Below are 19,785 nucleotides of genomic sequence, written 5' to 3' on the forward strand. Positions count from 1 at the left end.
GCGTCAGTGGTCGCGTATAGTCGGGCCAGGCACGCTGCTGCAAGGACGGCATCGTGTTCGGATTGCGGCGGGGCCCCTTGGCTTCGCGGTTTGCTCCTTCTAGACAGGCGGCCATGAAACAATCCGTGAAGTTGATCGTCGGCAATTGGAAGATGAACGGCCTGTCGGCGGCCCTGGCGCAGGCTGAAGCGATAAGAGACGCCGTCAGCGCCGCGGGGCAGGGGCCTAGGGTCGTCCTGTGCCCGCCGGCCACGCTGATCGATCGGATAAGTGCGGCGCTGGCCGACAGCGGCGTCGCCGTGGGCGGTCAGGACTGCCATGAGAAACCGGTCGGCGCCTTCACCGGCTCGGTATCGGCGGAAATGCTGGCCGATGCGGGCGCGACCGTCGTGATTCTTGGGCATTCGGAACGCCGCGCCGCCTTTGGCGAGACCGATGCGGATGTCGCCGCCAAGGTCGAGGCCGCCATCGCTGCGGGGCTGGAGCCCATCGTCTGCGTCGGTGAGACGCTTGAGCAACGCGAGGCGGGCGAGGCCATCGCCGTGGTGTCCGCACAGGTCGAGGGCTCCTTGCCGATGGGTCTGTCAGAACGCGACTTCGCGGTAGCCTATGAGCCGGTATGGGCCATCGGGACCGGTCTGACGCCGACGCTGGAACAGATCGCCGAAGTCCATGCCGCCATCCGCGCGGCCATGATCAAGCGGCTAGGCGACAGCGCGCGAACCGCGCCAATCCTGTACGGCGGCTCGGTGAAGCCCGAAAACGCCCGGGACATTTTGGCCACGCCGGAAGTCGGCGGCGCCCTGGTCGGCGGGGCGTCTCTGAAGGCCGAAGATTTCATGCCCATCGTCAAAGCCGCCGCCTGACGTTTGCTCCGGGCCGGCTTCGATGATAGAGGCCGCCGCTTGATCGGCGCAGATCCGCGCCCACATGAATGACGCCATGCTCCAGACCATCCTGCTCGTCGCCATCATCATCATCGCCGTGTCCCTGACGGGCGTGGTGCTGCTTCAACGTTCCGAGGGCGGCGCCCTGGGGATGGGCGGCGGACCGTCGGGCTTCATGACGGCGCGCGGCGCAGGCAACCTTCTGACGAAGGTGACCTGGATTCTGGCCTTCCTGCTGTTCGGCCTGACCATCGTCCTGACTGTCGTCGGCAACATGGACCGCGCTTCGGTCTCGGTGATCGACGCCGACGCCGTCGGCTCTCTGGCCACCACGCCGCAAACGCAACAGCAGGCGCCCGCCCAGCAACAGCCTGCCGCTCCGGCCCAGCCGACGGCTCCGTCGCTGGACGATCTGGAAGCCAGCCTGCCGTCGGCGACGACGGCGCCGGCCCAAGAGCCCGCCCAGTAACGGTCAGCCAACGACCCGACTTCCCGAAAGCGCGCCGCAGGGCGCGCTTTCTTCTTTTGATCAACAGTTCGATTCGCGGCGGGCGATGCGCCGTCCGCGAATCATGGAGTAAGGTGTCCGCCCATGGCTCGCTATGTGTTCATCACCGGCGGCGTGGTTTCCTCGCTAGGAAAAGGCCTCGCCTCCGCCGCTCTCGGCGCTCTTCTGCAGGCGCGGGGTTATAAGGTCCGTTTGCGCAAGCTGGACCCCTATCTGAACGTCGATCCGGGCACGATGAGCCCGTACCAGCACGGCGAGGTCTTCGTGACCGATGACGGCGCCGAGACCGACCTGGATCTGGGCCATTACGAGCGTTTCACCGGCGTGTCGGCGGCCAAGTCCGACAATATCACCACGGGCCGGATCTATTCGACCATCCTGGAGAAGGAACGGCGCGGCGACTATCTGGGCGCGACCGTTCAGGTCATTCCCCACGTCACCGACCAGATCAAATCCTTCTGCCTGACCAAGGCCCTGACCGATGACGGTGAAGAGGTCGATTTCGTCCTGGTCGAGATCGGCGGCACGGTCGGCGACATCGAGGGCCTGCCCTTCTTCGAAGCCATCCGTCAGCTTGGCCAGGATTTGCCGCGCGGTCAGTCGTGCTTCGTCCACCTGACGCTGCTGCCCTTCATCAAGACCGCCGGCGAGATGAAGACCAAGCCGACGCAGCACTCGGTCAAGGAATTGCGCTCGATCGGCATTCAGCCGGACATCCTGTTGTGCCGCTGCGAGTTCCCGATCCCGGCGGAAGAGAAGCGCAAGATCGGTCTGTTCTGCAACGTGCGCGAAAGCGGCGTGATCCAGGCGATGGACTCAGCCGACATCTACGCCGTGCCGTTGGACTATCATCGCGAGGGGCTGGACCGCGAAGTCCTGGCCCATTTCGGCATCGACGACGCGCCCGAGCCCGACCTGACGATGTGGCAGGAGATCGCGCGCCGCCGCCTGCAGCCGGATGGCGAGGTCACCATCGCCGTCGTCGGCAAATATACTGTGCTCAAGGACGCCTATAAGTCCCTGATCGAGGCCCTGCATCACGGCGGGGTGGCCAACAACGTCAAGGTCAACATCGACTGGGTCGAGGCCGACACCTTCGAAGGCGACCCCGAGGCCTGCGAACAGCGGCTGCAGGGCGCCCACGCCGTTCTGGTGCCGGGCGGATTCGGCGAGCGCGGCTCGGAAGGCAAGATCGAGGCGGCGCGGTTCGCCCGCGAACGCAAAATTCCCTATTTCGGGATCTGCTTCGGCATGCAGATGGCGGTTATCGAGGCGGCGCGAAACCTGGCCGGCTATCCCAAGGCCTCGTCCACCGAGTTCGGCCCGACCGCCGAGCCGGTCGTGGGCCTGATGACCGAATGGACGCAAGGCAATCAGCGGGTCCTGCGCCAGCAGGGCGGCGACCTGGGCGGCACCATGCGTCTGGGCGCCTATGATTCGACCCTGACGGCCGGGTCCAAGATCGCCGAAATCTACGGCTCGACTGCCATCAGCGAGCGTCACCGCCACCGCTACGAGGTCAACATCAACTATCGCGAGGCGATCGAGCAGAAGGCCGGCCTGGTCTTCGCCGGCCTGTCGCCCGACGGCGTCCTGCCTGAGACGGTCGAGCGCCCGGACCATCCCTGGTTCATCGGCGTCCAGTATCACCCTGAGCTGAAGAGCCGGCCGTTCGCGCCTCACCCTCTGTTCGCCAGCTTCATCGGCGCGGCCGTGGTGCAAAGCCGCCTCGTCTGACAGAACGCCGTTCACGGACTCGGTCAGGTCCGCGTTTTGCAGTATGATGCCCAGAGCGGATCGATTTGACACGATCCGAGATGTGGCGGGACCGTCGATGATCGGCGAGTTGCTTTATCACCTGCACCGGCATGTTCGCCTGGTGCTGATCGCCGGCGGGCTCATGCTCGTCCTAGGTGTGGCCCTGCTCGGCTATGAGGCCGTGCGGCATAGGGGCGAGCCGCCGGCCCGCCCGGCCGAAGCCGGGCAGGCCTGAGCCGTCAGTCGATCTTCAGCCGCATGAAGATCATCGCTCCGTCAGGATCGCCGCCGTAAAGCGGCTCCAGCGCTGTCGGCACACGGTTCATCGCATAGAGACCGCCTAGACCGAACCGGACGTGTTCGGCGATCCGCCAGTCACGCACCACGCCGACCGACGCCTTGCCGACCGTGTAGAGCGGACCGTGGCCGCCGCCGACGCCGGGAACCAGTTCGTCCGTTTCGATCCGCTCCGCACGAGCGAAGACCGTCCAGCGGTCGTTGGGGTGGACGGCGGACTCCAGCAGCCAGCCGTCTTTCGACTCGTCGTGATCGTTGGTCTTGCGGCCCCAGGCCAGGGTCGAGGACCACCAGCCGGTTTCGCCCAGGCGGCGGGTGTGGATGGCGCTGGCCGACCATTTGGTCTCGTCCTCGTCTGGCTCCAACTGTTCCGGTGCGGAGACATCGGCGTAGGAGGCCTGAAGCGACCATTCGTCGGTCGGATTCCAGGCGGCCCGCACGGACCAGCTGTCCAGCCGCGGCGAATCGATGCCCCAACGTTCCTCGTCCGGTTCGCGTCCCTTGAAGGCCGAGGTCTCGATCTTGAACCGATCATGCGCCCAGCCCAGGGTCGTCACGCCGAAGACGATATGGGTCGAGTCCAGCCAGTGGTGGGTGATGGGCGCCTCGGGACTGTCCATCGCGCTCATGCGGTGCATGAAGGCGGGCGGACCGAAGGCAGGCTCGCCCGGCAGGCCGATGTAGCCATAGACGCTGTCCTTGTCCGACAGGCGCTTCGAATAGCTGGCCGACAGCTCCATGAAGAGGTCGTGCGGATGCTGGCGATCGACCAGGGGACTGACCCCGTCCGCCGTCTCGCCCGCCGCCAGCAGCAGCGGATAGCCGGACTTGCCCATCAACGGGTCGGGGCTGAGCATGGCGCGCAGGTTCAGCGTCGAACCGTCGTTGAAGTCGCGCCGCGCCGAGGTCATCAACATCCCGGCGACGAAGGTCTTGTCGCCCCCGCGCGGGCCGGACTGGGTGTCATAGACCAGGTTGAGCATGGCGTGGGTCATCACCATCCAGTCGCCTCGGACGGTGTGAATGCCGCCATGTTCGCCGGCGTCGGGTTGCCAGCCGGTGCCCGAGGCGTCGCGGCTCATGGGCCATGGGCCATAGGGGCTGGTCATCGCATGACCCATGCTGGCGTGATCGACTGGCGTCGCATCTGACATCGGCATGGGCATGTCGTGGCCGGCGTGCGGGTCCGCCGACGGTGCGGTCGTGGTTGGTTGAGCGTGTTGGGAATGATCCTGCGCCGCTGCGGCTTGAGCCAGGGCGAGCAGGGAGACGCCGGCGCAGGCGCCGACGAGAATGCGGATAGCCATTCAAGGCCTCCTCTGATGATCGTGACGGAATGCGCCCTCGTGAGGCGCGAGCGGTGTCAGACGACCAGGAGGCGAGGCGGGCCGGGTTCGGGCGACAGAAGCCGACCGGCAGGCATGTCGATCAGTCCGGCGGCGAGACGCGCGGGCGAGACCTTCAAGCCGGACAGGGGCGGGGGATCCAGTGTCGGCGTCGCCACGCAGGCGACGCAGCAGATCATCGCCTTCATGGCCTTGGGGGCGTGACTGGGGGCCTCGCCCTGCATGGGCTGGCCTGTTTCATGACAGGGCGCTGCCGCAGCAGGCGACGCGGACGCGCCGACCGTGCCGAGCGCCAGCACCGCCAGGGCGCCGATCAGCAGCAACAGGGATTGAAGGATCTTCACCGCGTCAGGATAGGCGTCAGGGCGATGCGTCGCAATGCGTCAACGGGTCGGCTTCTTGTCCACCAGCGGCAGGCCGGTGGCGTCGGGTGCGACGGAACCCCCTTGGCCCAGCGCCCGCTGCATAAAGACGACATCGCGCCAGTCGTCATGCTTCCATCCTGCCGCCTTGAATACGCCCGCGTCGGTGAAGCCGCGCGTGCGATGCAGGGCGATGGACCCTGTGTTCTCGGAATCGCCGATCACCGCCACCATCTGACGAAGCCCCATCGCCTCGCAGCGGGCGATCAGCGCATCGAGCAGGGCGCCGGCGACGCCGCGTCCCCTGGCCCAGGGCGCGACATAGATCGAGTCCTCGACCATGTAGCGATAGGCCTGACGGGTGCGGAAAGGCCCGGCATAGGCATAGCCGGCGACCACGCCCTCAATCTCGACCACAAGTCGCGGCAGGCCGAGAGCTTCGACCCCGGCCAGCCGGGATGCCATTTCGATTTTGTCAGGCGCCTCCAGCTCGAAAGTCCCGCGACCATTGGCGACGCTCTCGGCATAGATGGCCGTTATCGCAGCGATGTCGTCGGGACGGGCGTCGCGAACCGTCGGTGCGCTCACGCCTTCTCCCAGCCCTTGTCGATGGCCCAGACCGCGAAGGCGTAGTCGTGGGCGACTTCCTTCAGATAGTCGAACCGGCCGGCGGCGCCGCCGTGTCCGGCCTCCATATTGATCTTCAGCAGCACCGGCTTGCCTGAGGTCGTGGCGGGCCGCAGCTTGGCGACCCACTTCTCCGGCTCCCAATAGGTGACGCGCGGATCCGACAGACCGCCGGTGGCCAGCACCGCCGGATAGGCCTTGGGCTCGACCTGATCGTAGGGGCTGTAGCTCATCATGTAATCGTAGGCGGCCGGGTCTTCGATAGGGTTGCCCCACTCGGGCCATTCCGGCGGCGTCAGCGGCAGGGAGGTATCGCTCATGGTGTTGATCACATCGACGAACGGCACCTGGCCAATGATGCCGGCCCACAGGTCGGGACGCATGTTGTTGACCGCGCCCATCAGCAGGCCGCCGGCCGATCCGCCTTGGGCCACGATGTTTCCGGCCGCGGCGTATTTGCGACCGATCAGATGTTCGGCGGCGGCGATGAAGTCGGTGAAGGTGTTCTTCTTCGTCATCTTCCTCGCGTCGAGGAACCAGCCCCAGCCATTGTCGGACCCGCCCCGAATATGGGCGATGGCGTAGATCCATCCGCGATCCACCAGCGACAGCCGGTTGGTCGAGAAGCTGGCGGGCATGGGGATGCCGTAGGAGCCGTAGCCGTAGAGCAGCAGGGGCGCGGAGCCATCCACCGGGGTGGATTTGCGGCGTAGCACCGTTACCGGCACCAGCTGTCCGTCCGAAGCGGGGGCGTTCAGCCGCTCGACCACATAGTCCGCGATATTGTGTCCCGACGGAATCTCCTGCGTCTTGCGCAGGGTCCGCTCGCGCGTCGCCATGTCGTAGTCGAAGGTCTGGGTCGGGGTGGACGGCGAGTTGTAGGCATATCGGGTGGTCGTCGTCTCGAACTCGGACGCGCCTGCCAGCGACAGGGCGAAGGCGGGTTCATCGACGGCGATCTCGTGCTCCTCGCCGGCGCGGTCGCGAATGATGATGCGGGTGTTGGCGTCAGCGCGTTCCTGGCGCGCCAGATGGTCGTTCGTCAGGTCCAGACCTTCGACGAAGCGACCGGGCGTGTGGGGGACCAGGTCGGTCCAGTTCGCCTTCGACGGCGTCGCCGTCGGGGCCTGGACGATCTTGAAATCGATGGCGTCGTCGGCGTTGGTGCGGATCACCCAGCGGTCGCCCCAGTGATCGGCGTCATAGCGAATGGCGACCACGCGCGGTTCCAGGACAACGGGCTCGGCCGTCGGCGTGGTGGCAGGGATGTAACGCGCCTCCGACGTTTCCTGGTTCTGGATGCCGATGACGATGAACTGATCGTCCGCCGTGCGCCCGACGCCGATGAACATACCGTCGTCGGCCTCTTGATAGACCAGCGCAGTTTCGCCGCCGCGCGCCGCACGACGGAAGATCTTGTCGGGGCGACCGTTGTCGTCGCGATTGGTCCAGAAGATCCACTGGCTGTCGGGCGAGAAGACGAAGTCGCCGGTGGCGCTGTCGATCACGTCGGGCAGGATCTCGCCGGTCGCCAGATCCTTGACGTAGATCTTGTGGACCTCGGAGCCCTGCGCATCCTCGGCATAGGCGAACAGGGTGTGGTCCGGGCTGTGGCTCGCGGCCGAGACTTCGGAATAGGCCTTGCCCTTGGCCAGTTCGTTGGCGTCCAGCAGCAGTTGGGGCGTGGGGGCCATGACGAAATTCTTCGTCACCGGCTGACCGTCCACCATCCACGTGCCCTGGCGCTCGACCCGCATGTAGCGCGGATGCTGATCGCCCGTCTGGTATTCGACATAGTAGTTCCAGCCGCCGTCCGGCGCGGGGACGGAGCTATCGTCCTCCTTGATGCGACCGCGCATCTCCGCAAACATCGTCTGCTGCAGGGGGAGGGTGGAGGCCATCATGGCCTCGCGATAGGCGTTCTCGGCCGTCAGATGCTCCTTGACCTCGGCCTTGATCAGGGTCGGGTCGCGCAGCACGGCCTGCCAGTTGTCGTCCTTCATCCACTGATAGTCGTCGGTCCGGGTGCGGCCCAGTTGCTCGATGACGACGGGAATCTTCTTGGCGACGGGCGGTTGAGGCATGGGAGATCCGGTGGACTGGCGGGCGAGCGCGGGGGAGGCCGAGGCGGCAAGCGCCGTCGCAGCGGTGGACATGATCAGTTGCCGACGATTCATCGGTCGCTCCCCTTGATAGCCGAAGGCGAAGTTTGGGCGCGGCGGGCGTCGAACGTCAAATGAAGAAAAGCTGCGGCGCGTCAGCCCGCCAAGGCTTCCACCGTCATCCGTTGCAGCAGTTCGCCGCCCTGGCCGATGGCCGCCAGTCGGCTGGAGACATGGCCCAGCACATTGGCGGCATAGACTTCGTAGAGGTCCAGCTTGCCTTGCAGCCAGGCCGGATCGCCGTCCTGCGCATCCAGCTTCGCCTTGGCCGCCAGCGCGCCCTTGGCTAGCATCCAGCCGCCGACGACGTCGCCCAGCAGTTTCAAATAGGCGTCGGCCGCTGCCAGGACGTCTGCCGCTGCATTCGGATCGGCCTTCTGATCCAGCAGCCACAGCGTGGCGTCCTGAACCGCCTCGATCGCCGTCGCGAACCGTTCGACCGGCTTGCCGCTGTAAAGGGCGCCGAGATCGATCAGGGTGGCCTTCATGTCCGCGATCAGAGCGCGGGCCGATTCGCCGCCGTCCATCGAAAGCTTGCGCCCGACCAGATCCATCGCCTGGATGCCGTTGGTGCCTTCGTAGATCGGGGCGATGCGCGCGTCGCGATAGTATTGGGCCGCCCCGGTTTCCTCGATGAAGCCCATGCCGCCGTGAATCTGGATCCCCATCGAGGCGACCTCGCAGCCGACATCTGTGGACCAGGCCTTGGCGATGGGGGTGAACAGATCCTCGCGACCCTTCCAGCGACGACGCTCCTCTTCGGTCCCGGCGTGCTTGGCCAGGTCGGCGGCGACGCCTGTGGCCAGGCAGATGCCGCGCGCCGCCGAAATCTTGGCCTTCATCACGCTCAACATCCGGCGCACGTCGGGATGGTCGAAGATCGGGGCGTTGGCTTCGCCGGTCCAGACCGAACGGCCCTGGCGGCGGTCCAGCGCATAGGCGAGGGCGTGCTGGTAGGCGCGTTCGGCGATGCCGACGCCCTCGACGCCGACCGCCAGGCGGGCGGCGTTCATCATCACGAACATATGGGCCAGGCCCTGGTTCGGCTGACCGACCAGTTCGGCGGTCGCGCCTTCATAGCTCATGACGCAGGTGGGGGAGGCGTGAATGCCCAGCTTGTGCTCGACCCCCACTGGGCGGAAGGCGTTGCGGTCGCCCAGGGTCCCGTCATCATTGACCGCGAATTTGGGCGTCAGGAACAGGCTGATGCCCTTGGGGCCCTTGGGCGCATCGGGCAGACGGGCCAGCACCAGGTGAATGATGTTGTCGGTGGCGTCGTGATCGCCCCAGGTGATGTAGATTTTCTGGCCGTTCAGGGCGTAGGTGCCGTCGCCGTTCGGCGTCGCCGTGGTGATCAGAGAGCCCAGATCGGAGCCTGCGCCCGGCTCCGTCAGCACCATGGCCCCGGTCCATTCGCCGCTGACCAGCTTTGTCAGATATTTGGTTTTCTGCTCTTGCGTTCCGACCTGCTCCAACGCCTCGATGGAGGCCAAGGACAGCATGGGGCAAAGGCCGAAGGCCATGTTTGCGGCATGGACGGTCTCGTAAGCCGCGAGTTCAAGCGCCTTGGGCAGGGCCTGACCGCCGGCCTCTGTCGGGGCGGACAGGCCGGTCCATCCCCCGGCCGCAAACTGGCGATAGGCGTCGGCGAAGCCCGGCGCGGCGGTGACCGAGCCGTTGGCGTAGGTCGAACCCTTCTGGTCGCCGATCCGGTTCAACGGCGCCAGCACCTCTTCCGAGAACTGGCCCGCCGCTTCCAGCACGGCCGAGGCGACATCGGCGTCATAGTCGGGGAAGGCGCCGGTCGCCGCCACATCGGCCATGCCGGCCACCGCCTCCAGGGTGAAGGCCAGGTCTCGAACGGGGGCGCGGTAGGTCATGGGTTTCCTCAATCGTCGTTGCGGCCTAAGTGCCGCGTCGGGGCCGGTCGCTGCAAGCGTCTTGGCGACGCGCCCCATCTAAGTGCAAGGTGACGTAGTGCCGTCACGGAAGGGAAGACATGGGCGAGCCCCGCAATCGATATTCGACGGTTTCCCTGCTGTTTCACTGGGGCATCGCCCTGGCCGTCCTGGTCCAGGTGCTGCTGATCACGGCGCATGAGAATACGGAAGGGCCGATTTCGGGCCAGTTCGTCATGCTGCACAAGTCGCTGGGCCTGACGATCCTGACGCTGACCCTGGCGCGGATCGGCTGGCGGCTGGCCCATCCGGCCATTCCCTTGCCGTCCAGTCTGCCGCGGTGGCAGCGGATCGCGGCGCGCGTCAGTCATGTGTTGTTCTATCTGGCGCTGATCGTCATCCCCATGACAGGCTGGCTGGCGTCGTCCGCCGGCGGGCGCGCGATCGAATGGTTCGGCCTGTTCTCCTGGCCGCTGCTGCCCATTGGTGGAGGACGAGAGACGGCGCGCAGCCTGATGGGTCTGCATGAGCTGGCGGTGAAGGGCCTTTACGTCCTGATCGCCCTGCATGTCCTGGCGGCGCTGAAGCATCAGTTCATCGACCGGGACAATGTGCTGCACCGGATGATCCCGATCATCCCCCGTCGGCCGTGAGCCAGACCCCGGATCAGGCGGCACAGGCGCTGGCGAACGGCGATCTGATCCTGCTGCCGACCGAGACGGTCTATGGGCTGGGCGCCGATGCGGGCAATGCCCAGGCGGTGGCGGCTATCTTCGCCGCCAAAGGAAGACCTAGGTTCAACCCGCTGATTTCTCACGTCGTCGATGCGAAAGCGGCGGCGGCCATCGGAGCATTCGGTCCGGCGGCCTGCGCCCTGGCCGAGGCCTTCTGGCCGGGGCCGTTGACGCTGGTCACGCCGGTTCGAGATACCACGAGGGTCTGCGATCTGGCCCGCGCCGGATTGGACACCGTGGCGATACGCGTGCCCGCCCATCCGATGGCGAGAGCGGTGTTGGCGGCGTTCGGCGGTCCCGTCGTGGCGCCGTCGGCCAATCGTTCCGGCCGGCCCAGCCCCACGACGTTCGCCGATGCGGCGGACGAGACCGGCTTTGCGGCCGCCGCCGCCGTCGATGGCGGTTCTTGCCAGGTCGGGCTGGAGAGCACGGTCGTGTCGGTGCTGGACGGACGTGTCGCCCTGCTGCGGCCGGGCGCCGTCACCCGGTCAGAGATCGAGGCGCTCGTCGGGGCGCTGGCGGACAGCGGAGAAGGGCATCGGTCGCCTGGACGCTTGGCTCTGCACTATGCGCCGGACGCTCCGGTCAGGATCGAGGCGGATGAGGCGAAGAGCGGCGAAGTCCTGCTGGGGTTCGGTCGCGGCGTCGGTGATCCGCGTTGGAGTTTGAGTCCGTGTGGCGATCTGCGGGAAGCGGCGGCCAATCTGTTTCGGCTGTTGCGCGAGGCGGACCGGACGCATCCGGTCGGAATCGCCGTTTCGCCGATCCCGATGACCGGATTGGGCGAGGCCATCAATGATCGGTTGAGACGAGCCGCAGGCTTCGTCGGTTAGCCGAACCGGGCCTGGAGATCGACGCTGGACTGGCGGCCGACGCTGGGCAAGCAGGTCGTGAGCCAGTCGTCCGCGGCGGCGCGACCGCGCGCTTTCAGGTCGTTGAGGAAGGTCCATTCGGTATTGAACTTTGACCGCAACGACAGATCCGACAGCCAGCCGTCCGCCTCGATGGCGTGCAGGCGGACGTGGCGATAGGGGCCTGATCCGCCGCCCTTCAGCTGACCGTGAGCGATCAGCTCGCCGGCGAGGGCGATGGCGCGCAGTTCGGCGACTAGGGGCGCATTGAAGACGATCTCGTTCAGCCGATCCACGATGTCGCCCGCGCTGCGGGGCGTCTCGTCGCGCGCCAGGGGGTTCAGCGTCACCAGCAGCACGTCATCCGGTGTATCCTCGCCGGTCAGCGGCCAGAGCGGCGGATTGGTCAGATAGCCGCCGTCCCAATAGGGCTCGCCGTCGATCTCGACCGCCTGGAACAGGTGGGGCAGGCAGGCGGAGGCCATCAGGACATCGGCGTTGATCTCGTGCGTCTCGAAGAGCCGCGTCTTGCCCTGACGGACGGCGGTTGCAGCGACGAAGAGCTTGATGTCCGAGGCTTGAACCGCGCCGAAATCGACCGCCGCCTTCAAAACTCGTTTGAGAGGATTGTGGTTCAGTGGGTTGAATTCATAGGGGCTCATGGACATGGCCAGCGTCTCGCCGGCGCGCCAGAAGGGGTTGTCCTTGATCCAGTCGGGCGGCTGGGCGGCGTTCCACATGGCGCTGTCGCCAAAGACGTTTCGACCACCGGACTGGTTCACCTCGCGCCACAGCTTGTCCAGCGCCGCACGGGCGTCGCCGGTCGCGAGGCCGGACACCAGGGCCGCGCCGTTCATGGCCCCGGCCGAGACGCCGGACACCGCGCGGACATCCAGCCGGTCGTCTTCCAGCAGCCGGTCGATCACGCCCCACTGAAAGGCGCCGTGCGCGCCGCCGCCCTGAAGCGCGAGACAGACGGGACGACGGCCCGTGGGAGCGGGCAGATCTTCCGCCGGTTGGGCGGTCTTGCGTTTGAAGATCGCCATGGTCGCTCCGGTCTGAATTTATTGCGCGGTCCAACCGCCGTCGATGGAGAAGCTGGCGCCGTTCGCCGAGGCGCCGAGATCGCTGACCAGATACAGGAAGATCCCGGTCAGTTCGTCCGTGGTCACGAATCGCTTGGTCGGCTGGGCGGCCAAAATGACGTCGGTCAGCACCTGCTCCTCGGTCATGTTGCGGGTGCGGGCCTGGTCCGCAATCTGTTTCGTCACGATCGGCGTCTCGACGAAGCCGGGGCAGATGGCGTTGCAGGTGATGCCGTCTCGCGCCACTTCCAGCGCCACCGTCTTGGTGAAACCGATGACGCCGTGCTTGGCCGCAACGTAAGCCGACTTGAACGGACTGGCGACCAGCCCGTGGGCCGAGGCCATGTTGACGATCCGGCCGCGCCCTTGCGCCTTCATGATCGGGATCGCGGCGCGGGTGGCGTAGAAGGCCGAGGACAGGTTGATGGCGATGATCTTTTCCCACTGGTCGGTGGGGAATTTCTCGACCGATTCGACGTGCTGAATGCCGGCGTTGTTGACCAGAATGTCCAGGCGGCCGAGTTCGCCTTGGGCGAAGGCGACCATGTCCGCGATCTCTTCGCCGCGCGTCATGTCGGCGGGGTGGTATCGGACGCGAACCCCGGACGAGGCTTCCAGGTCGGCGCGCGTGCGCTCGATCTCGGCTGGATCGCCCAGGCCGTTCAGGACGACGTCGCCGCCGCCCGCCGCCACGGCCCGCGCCAGGGCCAGACCGATGCCGGAGGTCGATCCCGTCACGATCGCAACCTGGCCCTTCAAATCGCCGATCATGCGCAGCGCGGGCGTGTCGCCTTGGACGTCAGAGGATGTTTCGGGCCGTTGCGACATGGATCCGCCTTGGGTTCTTTTGCGGGAGACTAACGGCAGGACAGGGCAGGGATCAAGAATTTCCCGATCTGATGAATATCCATTCGCTTTCGGTCGAGGCGGCCTTGTCGAACGTGTAGCCGTCGCGGTCGAAAGCCTTCAGGTCCGCCACCCGTTCCACGCGCTCGTCGATGGCGAAGCGGGTCATGGCGCCGCGCGCCTTCTTGGCGAAAAAGGAGACGATGCGGCTCTCGCCGTTTTTCTCTTCGCGAAACTGCGGCGTCACGACCTGCAGCTTCAGCGCCTTGGCGTCCACGGCGCCGAAATATTCCTGGCTGGCCAGGTTGACCAGGGTGGGATCGGTCTGGCCTTCTGCGTCTTCGTTTAGTTGTTTGGAAATCCGCTCGCCCCAGAAGTCGTACAGGCTGGTCCCGCGCCGGGTCTTCAGCCGCGTGCCCATTTCCAGGCGATAGGGCTGAATCCGGTCCAGCGGACGCAGCAGGCCATAGAAGCCAGACAGGATGCGAAGATGGTGCTGGGCGTATTCCAGCGCCTTGGCGTCGAGTTCGCGCGCTTTCAGCCCCTCATAGACGTCGCCAGCGAAGGCGAAAGCGGCTTGGACGCCATCCATTGATTCGGCATCGAAAGCCTTGAAGCGCGCGACGTTCAGGGTCGCCAGGTCGTCGGAAATCCCCATCAGGCGGCGCAGATCGGCCTTGGTCTGACGCCGCGCGGTCGTCGCCAGGCTGGCGGTGTCGTCGATGAAGCGACGTTCGGTGCCGGGAATCGCCGGATCGGCCTCGGTGAAGTCGAGCCTTTTGGCGGGAGAAAGAACGATCAGCAATTGGCGGCTCCGTTGCAGCGCCGCTCACATAGGCCGCTTCAGTCAAGATTTGAACCGGGCAAGGCTAAGGCGCGGCGCCGGCGGCTGTGGATCAAGAAGAACGCCATTAAATAGACAGGCATAATCGGCCTCGCGCCTTCGCTGCGAAGGTGTTGGAGGGCTGGGCGGAGCGCCGGGCCTTCGCCCGGAGTGGAGTTTGTGTTGTTACCGTTTCGACGAAGGGTTGACGCTCCGCGCGGTTGGTTGGTCTGCAAGCTCGGGGCGTCGAGCGGTGGCGGTCTTATCGCCTAACTCCATAAGCCTGCGACGGGTCGGCGGGGTCTGCGAAACCCCGTCCCGAGTGCGATCGAGTATCCTCCTCGACCCTCCGACACCGCTCCATGAGTCGCTGTCAGCGCGGGCCGTTCCAGACCCGCTCCCGTTCCATCCGCTCCCGCCGCCGCAAGGTCGCAGGCCAAGCGAGCCCTCCGGGCGACGGGACGGGTGCAGAATACGCCGGTTTCGGAGGGGGGATGGGAGAAGCGGGACATAAATCGGCAAGCGATTGGATTCGCTGGGAATGAACCAGCGGGATTGTGATGGCTGGAGCGCAACTCACGCCCCTCAATATCCGTCATCCTCGGCACAAGGCCGAGGATGACGGATTTGTTGAAGTGGGCGAGGCGCCTCCTGTGGGACTTTGAGGCCCCTTCGCCGCTACGCGGTCCCACTCCCTGCAACGCGGCGAGGAAAAGGTGGAGGTTAGAACAAAACCGCCGGGTTCATGATCCGTCCGGGGTCGATGGCGCGTCGGATTGCGGCCATGGTTTCGATTTCGAGAGGGGATTTGTAGCGTTTGACCTCTTCGGTCTTCAGGCGGCCCAGGCCGTGTTCGGCGGAGATGGAGCCGTCGTAGGTTCCGACAACGTCGTGAACCACTTGCGAGCCTTCCTTCCAGCGACCGATGAAGGCGGGGATGTCCTGACCCACGCCCGGCAGGATGTCGTAGTGCAGATTGCCGTCGCCGACGTGGCCGAAGACCGAGATGCGGGCGCCGGGGTGGAAGCGTTCGACGGCGGCCGAGGCTTCGTGGATGAATTCGGCGATGCGGCTGATGGGGACGGAGACGTCGTGTTTCCAGCCGCCGCCCTCGGGCTTGAGGGCCGCCGAATGTTCTTCGCGCAGACGCCAGAAGGCGGCGCGCTGGGCGTCATTCTGGGCGATGGCGGCGTCGGTGATCAGGCCTTGCTCGAAGGCCACTTCCAGCAGGGCCTCCATCTGGGCCTCGGCGCCGCCGGGGGTGCCCGAGGCGATCTCGATCAGGACGTACCAGTCGGGCGTGGAGTCCAGCGGTTCGCGGGTGTCGGGGATGTTCTTGAGCACCAGTTCCATGCCCAGCCGCTTCATCAGCTCGAAGGCCTCGACGCCGCCGCCGGTCTCGGCCTTGGCGCGGGCGAGCAGTTCGACCGAGGCGGCGGCCGTCTCCAGGCCGACGACGGCGACGGCGCGCGAACGCATGATGGGGAACAGTTTCAGGGTGGCGGCGGTGACCACGCCCAGGGTGCCCTCGGCGCCGATCAGCAGCTGTTTCAGGTCGTAGCCGGTGTTGTCCTTGCGCAGGCGCTTCAGGCCCCGGAAGATCTCGCCGTTGGGCATGACCGCCTCAAGGCCCAACACCAGGTCGCGCATCATGCCGTAACGGAGCACCTGGGTGCCGCCGGCGTTGGTGGAGATGACGCCGCCGATGGTGGCTGACCCCTCGGCCGCGAGGCTGAGCGGGAAATAGCGACCGGCCGCCGTCGCCGCCTGTTGGGCCTCCAGCAGGGTCAGGCCGGCCTCGACCGTCATGGCGTCGTCCAGCGGGGTGACGTCGCGGACGGCGCGCATCTTGCGGGTCGACAGCAGAACCTCGCCGAAGGGGATCTGGCCGCCGACCAGGCCGGTGCCACCGCCATGCGGGGTGATCGCCACGCCTTCGCGGGCGCAGAGGGTCACAGCCTTGGCCGTCTCCTCGACCGAGCGCGGGGTCAGCAGGATCGGCGTATGGCCCGTCCAGCGATTGCGCCATTCGGTCAGGGACGGGGCGATGACCTCGGGATCCTGGGTCCAGCCGCCCGGACCCAGGGCGGCCTTCAGTTCGTCGAGCACGGCGGAGGAGGGAGCGGGCGTCTGCATGCCCCCTTTTGTCAGGCGTCGTCGTTCGGTGGAAGGGCCGCGAACGCGATCAGACGTCCAGGTCTTCTTTCACGAACTGCGCATTTTCCTGAATGAACTGGAAGCGGGCGTCGGCGCGCTTGCCCATCAGGCGTTCGACCAGGTCCTCGATGTCGGTCTCGGCATCGGGAACGGTGATCCGCGCCAGAGTCCGCTTCTTGGGGTCCATGGTGGTCTCTTTGAGCTGCGAGGCCATCATTTCGCCCAGGCCCTTGAACCGGCCGATCTCGGTCTTCTTGCCCTTGAAGACGGTGGCCAGCAGTTCGTCGCGGTGGGCGTCGTCGCGGGCGTATTCGCTCAGGGGGCCCGCCGAGATTCGGTAGAGCGGCGGCAGGGCCATGAAGACCCGGCCCTGACGGATGGTCTCGGGCATGACGCGATAGAAGAAGGTGATCAGCAGGGCCGCGATGTGGGCGCCGTCCACGTCGGCGTCGGTCATGATCACGATCCGCTCGTAGCGCAGGTCGTCAATGTTGAAGCGGTTGCCGGGCTGAACGCCCATGGCCAGGGCCAAGTCGGACAGTTCGATATTTTGGCGCAGCTTGTCCGCTGTGGCCGAGGCCACGTTCAAAATCTTGCCGCGCAGGGGCAGGATGGCCTGGGTGGTGCGATCGCGCGCCTGTTTGGCCGAGCCGCCGGCCGAATCGCCTTCGACGATGAAGAGTTCGGTGCCCTGGGCCGATTGGCGGCTGCAGTCCGACAGCTTGCCCGGCAGGCGCAGCTTGCGGGTGGCGGCGGCGCGCTGGACTTCCTTGTCCTTGCGACGGCGCAGACGATCCTCGGCGCGATCCACGACGAAGCCGAGCAGGGCGTTGGCCTGTTTGGGGCTCTCGGTCAGCCAGTGGTCCAGCGGGTCGCGGAGCAGCTGCTCCACGATGCGCGTGCCCTCGGGCGAGGACAGGCGGTCCTTTGTCTGGCCCTGGAACTCGGGATTGCGGATGAAGACGCTGATCAGGGCGCCGGCGTTGGCGATGACGTCCTCGGCCGTGATGATGGCGGCGCGCTTCTCGTTCGTGAGTTCGCCGTAGGATTTCAGACCCTTGACCAGGGCGGCGCGGAAGCCGGCCTCGTGCGTGCCGCCGTCGGGGGTGGAGACGGTGTTGCAGTAGGACTGGATGAAGCCGTCGGATTCGCCGAAACCGATGGGCGACCAGGTCACGGCCCATTCGAAGGCCCCCGCCTCGCCCTGGCGCTCGGCGCGGCCGGCGAAGGTGGGGGTGACGGTGTCCAGTTCGCCGATCCGGTCGATCAAGGCGTCGGCCAAGCCGCCGGGGAAGTGCAGGCTGGCCTGGGTCGGGGTGGCGTCGGTGATGCGCTCGGGCGCGCAGGTCCACCGGATTTCCACGCCGCGGAACAGATAGGCCTTGGAGCGGGCCATGCGGAACAGGCGGGCGGGCTTGAAGGCCGCCCCCATGCCGAAGATTTCGTCGTCGGGCTTGAAGCGGATCAGGGTGCCGCGCTTCTTGGACGGGCCGATCTGCTGGATGGGAGCCAGGACGGCGCCGCGGCTGAACGCCTGTTTCCATTCGAAGCCGTCGCGCCAGACCGTGACCTCGACACTTTCGCTGAGCGCATTGACGACCGAGACGCCGACGCCGTGCAAACCGCCTGAGGTTTCATAGGCTTTGCCGGAAAACTTGCCGCCCGAGTGTAGGACGGTCATGACCACTTCCAGCGCCGACTTGCCGGGGTGTTTGGGGTGGGGATCGACCGGGATGCCGCGCCCGTCGTCGCGGACCGACAGATAGCCCTCGGCGTCCAGATCCACGGTGATCAGCTTGGCGTGTTTGGCCACAGCCTCGTCCATGGCGTTGTCCAGGACTTCGGCGAACAGGTGGTGCAGCGCGCGCTCGTCGGTGCCGCCGATATACATGCCGGGGCGTTTGCGGACGGGTTCCAGCCCTTCGAGCACCTCGATCGATGACGCGGAATAGGCGTTGGTGCTGCCGGCCGTAGGCGCAGCGGCTGCGGTCGGAGCTGGGGATGGCGCAGGCGCGGGCGGCGCCTCGGGCGGTTTCACCGACACAGGTTTGGGAGGCTCGGGTTTGCGAGCTTCGGGTTCGTCGTCAAAAGCGAAGAGGTCGGCGGCCATTCACATAGTCTGAGGCGATTCGGGAGCGGGTCTGGTAGGCCCGTGAGGCCGGTCGAGCAAGCGGCGCGCGAACTGGGGCCGGATCGAAGGTGACGGCGCGGGCCATGATCGCCAGCATCAGGATCCACGGCAGGTTGGCGTGGGTCAGCAGGACGCTCTCTGACAGGCTCAAGGCTGTGAAGACGGTCAGATAGGCGATGCTCCAGTAGCCTTCGCGCGCGCCCAGCCCATTCAGCCGCGCGACGATCAGGATCGCCGAGATCGCCATGACGGCGCCGACCGCCACCGCGCCGGGCCAGCCCAGCTGGACCAGCAGGTCGATCCAGCCGTTGTGCGCAGACGGTACGGGCCACTGGGTCTCGATGCGGATTTCGCGAGCGGGAATGGAGTCCACGCCCCAGAAGGCGCTGAAGCCGTAGCCGGTCCAGGGACGCTCGGCGACCTTTCGCATCAAGGCGTCCCAGATCAGGGTGCGGCCGGTCAGGGACGGGTCCTTCCCCAGGGCTTCCAGTATGGCGGCGGAATCGGAGTTCCACAGCCAGGTGGCCGCCGCCGCCGTGATGACGCCCAGCCAGATTCCGGCGACCGTGATCACGGCGCCGCCCTGTTTCAACGCCCACCAGCCCCCCACCATGCCCAGGCCCAGGCCCCAGCACAGAAGCGATGTCTTGGACTGGGTGGCGAGCACCAGGAGCGTGGTGAGGCCCAGGGTCAGCAGGCAGACCCAGAAACGGTTGCTGCGTCCGGCGATATGATCTGCGGCCAGGGTCGCTGCGGCCGAAACGGCGCCGACCACCATGACCAGCCCCATCTGGTTCTTCTCGTACCAGAGACCGCGCCAAAGGCCGGCGTTGTCGAACTGGTGCACGCCCACCTTGGGATAGCCGAACACCATGAGAAGGCTGCCGACGGCCATCACCAGACCGGTGTACATCAGGACGCGCGGCAGGGTGTCGTCGCGGAAGCGGGCGCCCAGATAGATGGCGAAGGCGCTGTTGATGGCCATGGCGATCACCCGACGCTCGGTCACGCCGGGATCGATGGACCAGTACTTCGACACGAAACACAGGGCGACCAGGCCAAACATCATCAACCAGGCCGGCCAGGCCCGAATGACCTTGTCGAAGCGAAACACGATCAGGCCGGCGATGACGGCATAGACGGGCAACCAGATGAACCGCAGGATCGGCGTCTCGACCTGGGTCGGCGCGATGACGGGGGCGATCAGGGCGCCGGTCAGCATGAAGACGACGAAACCGGCCGCCCACTGTTCCCACAGCGGCGGCGAATCATCCGGGGTCTGAACGGGCGGTTCGCGCACGGGCGCACAGTCC

General features: G+C 66.4%; 17 protein-coding genes. 6 read left to right on the forward strand and 11 right to left on the reverse strand.

Annotation, left to right across the window (positions count from 1 at the left end; translation table 11 throughout):
• Nucleotides 1-113: 113 nt before the first annotated feature.
• From tpiA to EGY25_RS16620, 4 genes are all read left to right on the forward strand, one after another.
• Nucleotides 114-866 carry a triose-phosphate isomerase gene (gene tpiA, locus EGY25_RS15595; protein ID WP_135195928.1) on the forward strand — a complete coding sequence of 251 codons (753 nt, stop codon included), beginning with the start codon at nt 114-116 and terminating at the stop codon, nt 864-866.
• 64 nt (nt 867-930) lie between these two features.
• The gene (gene secG, locus EGY25_RS15600; protein WP_135195929.1) at nt 931-1,356 is read left to right on the forward strand and encodes a preprotein translocase subunit SecG; all 426 of its coding nucleotides are present in this window, start codon (nt 931-933) and stop codon (nt 1,354-1,356) included.
• A 123-nt stretch (nt 1,357-1,479) separates the two neighbouring features.
• Nucleotides 1,480-3,132: a CTP synthase gene (locus tag EGY25_RS15605; protein WP_135195930.1), complete on the forward strand. Its 1,653-nt coding sequence runs from the start codon at nt 1,480-1,482 to the stop codon at nt 3,130-3,132.
• A 97-nt stretch (nt 3,133-3,229) separates the two neighbouring features.
• Entirely contained in the window at nt 3,230-3,388 is a 159-nt protein-coding gene (locus EGY25_RS16620; protein ID WP_167762592.1) for a hypothetical protein, read from the forward strand.
• Between the two features lie 4 nt (nt 3,389-3,392).
• On the opposite strand, the gene EGY25_RS15610 is transcribed toward EGY25_RS16620, so the two are convergent.
• From EGY25_RS15610 to EGY25_RS15630, 5 genes are all read right to left on the reverse strand, one after another.
• On the reverse strand, nt 3,393-4,757 hold the full coding sequence (locus EGY25_RS15610; protein ID WP_135195931.1) for a hypothetical protein: 1,365 nt from the start codon (nt 4,755-4,757) through the stop codon (nt 3,393-3,395).
• Nucleotides 4,758-4,813: 56 nt separating this feature from the next.
• Entirely contained in the window at nt 4,814-5,140 is a 327-nt protein-coding gene (locus EGY25_RS15615) for a hypothetical protein (protein WP_135195932.1), read from the reverse strand.
• Between the two features lie 39 nt (nt 5,141-5,179).
• Nucleotides 5,180-5,746, reverse strand: a complete 567-nt coding sequence (locus EGY25_RS15620) for a GNAT family N-acetyltransferase (protein ID WP_135195933.1) — start codon at nt 5,744-5,746, stop codon at nt 5,180-5,182.
• Nucleotides 5,743-7,962, reverse strand: coding sequence for a S9 family peptidase (locus tag EGY25_RS15625; protein ID WP_135195934.1), 2,220 nt, complete (start codon nt 7,960-7,962; stop codon nt 5,743-5,745). Before EGY25_RS15625 ends, EGY25_RS15620 begins: the two co-directional genes overlap by 4 nt.
• Before the next feature lie 80 nt (nt 7,963-8,042).
• Entirely contained in the window at nt 8,043-9,827 is a 1,785-nt protein-coding gene (locus tag EGY25_RS15630; protein ID WP_135195935.1) for an acyl-CoA dehydrogenase, read from the reverse strand.
• 119 nt (nt 9,828-9,946) lie between these two features.
• On the opposite strand from EGY25_RS15630, the gene EGY25_RS15635 reads away from it, so the two are divergent.
• Both EGY25_RS15635 and EGY25_RS15640 read left to right on the forward strand, forming a co-directional pair.
• Complete coding sequence (locus tag EGY25_RS15635) at nt 9,947-10,498, forward strand: cytochrome b (protein ID WP_135195936.1); 552 nt, start codon at nt 9,947-9,949, stop codon at nt 10,496-10,498.
• Nucleotides 10,495-11,412 (forward strand): L-threonylcarbamoyladenylate synthase, encoded by a 918-nt coding sequence (locus EGY25_RS15640; protein ID WP_135195937.1) that lies wholly within the window; start codon nt 10,495-10,497, stop codon nt 11,410-11,412. The genes EGY25_RS15635 and EGY25_RS15640 overlap by 4 nt, the downstream gene beginning before the upstream one ends.
• On the opposite strand, the gene EGY25_RS15645 is transcribed toward EGY25_RS15640, so the two are convergent.
• The 6 genes from EGY25_RS15645 to EGY25_RS15670 all read right to left on the reverse strand — a co-directional run bounded on the left by EGY25_RS15645 (nt 11,409) and on the right by EGY25_RS15670 (nt 19,772).
• Nucleotides 11,409-12,476, reverse strand: coding sequence for a patatin-like phospholipase family protein (locus tag EGY25_RS15645; protein WP_135195938.1), 1,068 nt, complete (start codon nt 12,474-12,476; stop codon nt 11,409-11,411). The genes EGY25_RS15640 and EGY25_RS15645 overlap by 4 nt on opposite strands.
• Nucleotides 12,477-12,494: 18 nt before the next feature.
• Nucleotides 12,495-13,286, reverse strand: coding sequence for a 3-hydroxybutyrate dehydrogenase (locus EGY25_RS15650; RefSeq protein WP_209308128.1), 792 nt, complete (start codon nt 13,284-13,286; stop codon nt 12,495-12,497).
• Nucleotides 13,287-13,395: 109 nt separating this feature from the next.
• Nucleotides 13,396-14,166 carry a peroxide stress protein YaaA gene (gene yaaA, locus EGY25_RS15655; RefSeq protein WP_135195939.1) on the reverse strand — a complete coding sequence of 257 codons (771 nt, stop codon included), beginning with the start codon at nt 14,164-14,166 and terminating at the stop codon, nt 13,396-13,398.
• 741 nt (nt 14,167-14,907) lie between these two features.
• Nucleotides 14,908-16,320, reverse strand: coding sequence for an FAD-binding oxidoreductase (locus tag EGY25_RS15660; protein ID WP_135195940.1), 1,413 nt, complete (start codon nt 16,318-16,320; stop codon nt 14,908-14,910).
• A 49-nt stretch (nt 16,321-16,369) separates the two neighbouring features.
• Nucleotides 16,370-18,451 (reverse strand): DNA topoisomerase IV subunit B, encoded by a 2,082-nt coding sequence (locus EGY25_RS15665; RefSeq protein ID WP_135195941.1) that lies wholly within the window; start codon nt 18,449-18,451, stop codon nt 16,370-16,372.
• A complete protein-coding gene (locus EGY25_RS15670) occupies nt 18,426-19,772 on the reverse strand; it encodes an O-antigen ligase family protein (protein ID WP_135195942.1) in 1,347 nt (448 codons plus the stop codon). The genes EGY25_RS15665 and EGY25_RS15670 overlap by 26 nt, the downstream gene beginning before the upstream one ends.
• Nucleotides 19,773-19,785: the final 13 nt, after the last annotated feature.

The organism is Brevundimonas intermedia (assembly GCF_004614235.1).
Lineage (GTDB): Bacteria > Pseudomonadota > Alphaproteobacteria > Caulobacterales > Caulobacteraceae > Brevundimonas > Brevundimonas intermedia_A.

Excerpts from the sequence above, each read along its gene's own strand:
- secG (WP_135195929.1), top strand. The coding sequence starts at position 931 with ATGAATGACGCCATGCTCCAGACCATCCTGCTCGTCGCCATCATCATC.
- EGY25_RS15625 (WP_135195934.1), bottom strand. The coding sequence starts at position 7,962 with ATGAATCGTCGGCAACTGATCATGTCCACCGCTGCGACGGCGCTTGCC.
- EGY25_RS15665 (WP_135195941.1), bottom strand. The coding sequence starts at position 18,451 with ATGGCCGCCGACCTCTTCGCTTTTGACGACGAACCCGAAGCTCGCAAA.
- tpiA (WP_135195928.1), top strand. The coding sequence starts at position 114 with ATGAAACAATCCGTGAAGTTGATCGTCGGCAATTGGAAGATGAACGGC.
- EGY25_RS15605 (WP_135195930.1), top strand. The coding sequence starts at position 1,480 with ATGGCTCGCTATGTGTTCATCACCGGCGGCGTGGTTTCCTCGCTAGGA.
- EGY25_RS15630 (WP_135195935.1), bottom strand. The coding sequence starts at position 9,827 with ATGACCTACCGCGCCCCCGTTCGAGACCTGGCCTTCACCCTGGAGGCG.
- EGY25_RS15650 (WP_209308128.1), bottom strand. The coding sequence starts at position 13,286 with ATGATCGGCGATTTGAAGGGCCAGGTTGCGATCGTGACGGGATCGACC.
- EGY25_RS15645 (WP_135195938.1), bottom strand. The coding sequence starts at position 12,476 with ATGGCGATCTTCAAACGCAAGACCGCCCAACCGGCGGAAGATCTGCCC.
- EGY25_RS16620 (WP_167762592.1), top strand. The coding sequence starts at position 3,230 with ATGATCGGCGAGTTGCTTTATCACCTGCACCGGCATGTTCGCCTGGTG.
- EGY25_RS15660 (WP_135195940.1), bottom strand. The coding sequence starts at position 16,320 with ATGCAGACGCCCGCTCCCTCCTCCGCCGTGCTCGACGAACTGAAGGCC.
- EGY25_RS15610 (WP_135195931.1), bottom strand. The coding sequence starts at position 4,757 with ATGGCTATCCGCATTCTCGTCGGCGCCTGCGCCGGCGTCTCCCTGCTC.
- EGY25_RS15635 (WP_135195936.1), top strand. The coding sequence starts at position 9,947 with ATGGGCGAGCCCCGCAATCGATATTCGACGGTTTCCCTGCTGTTTCAC.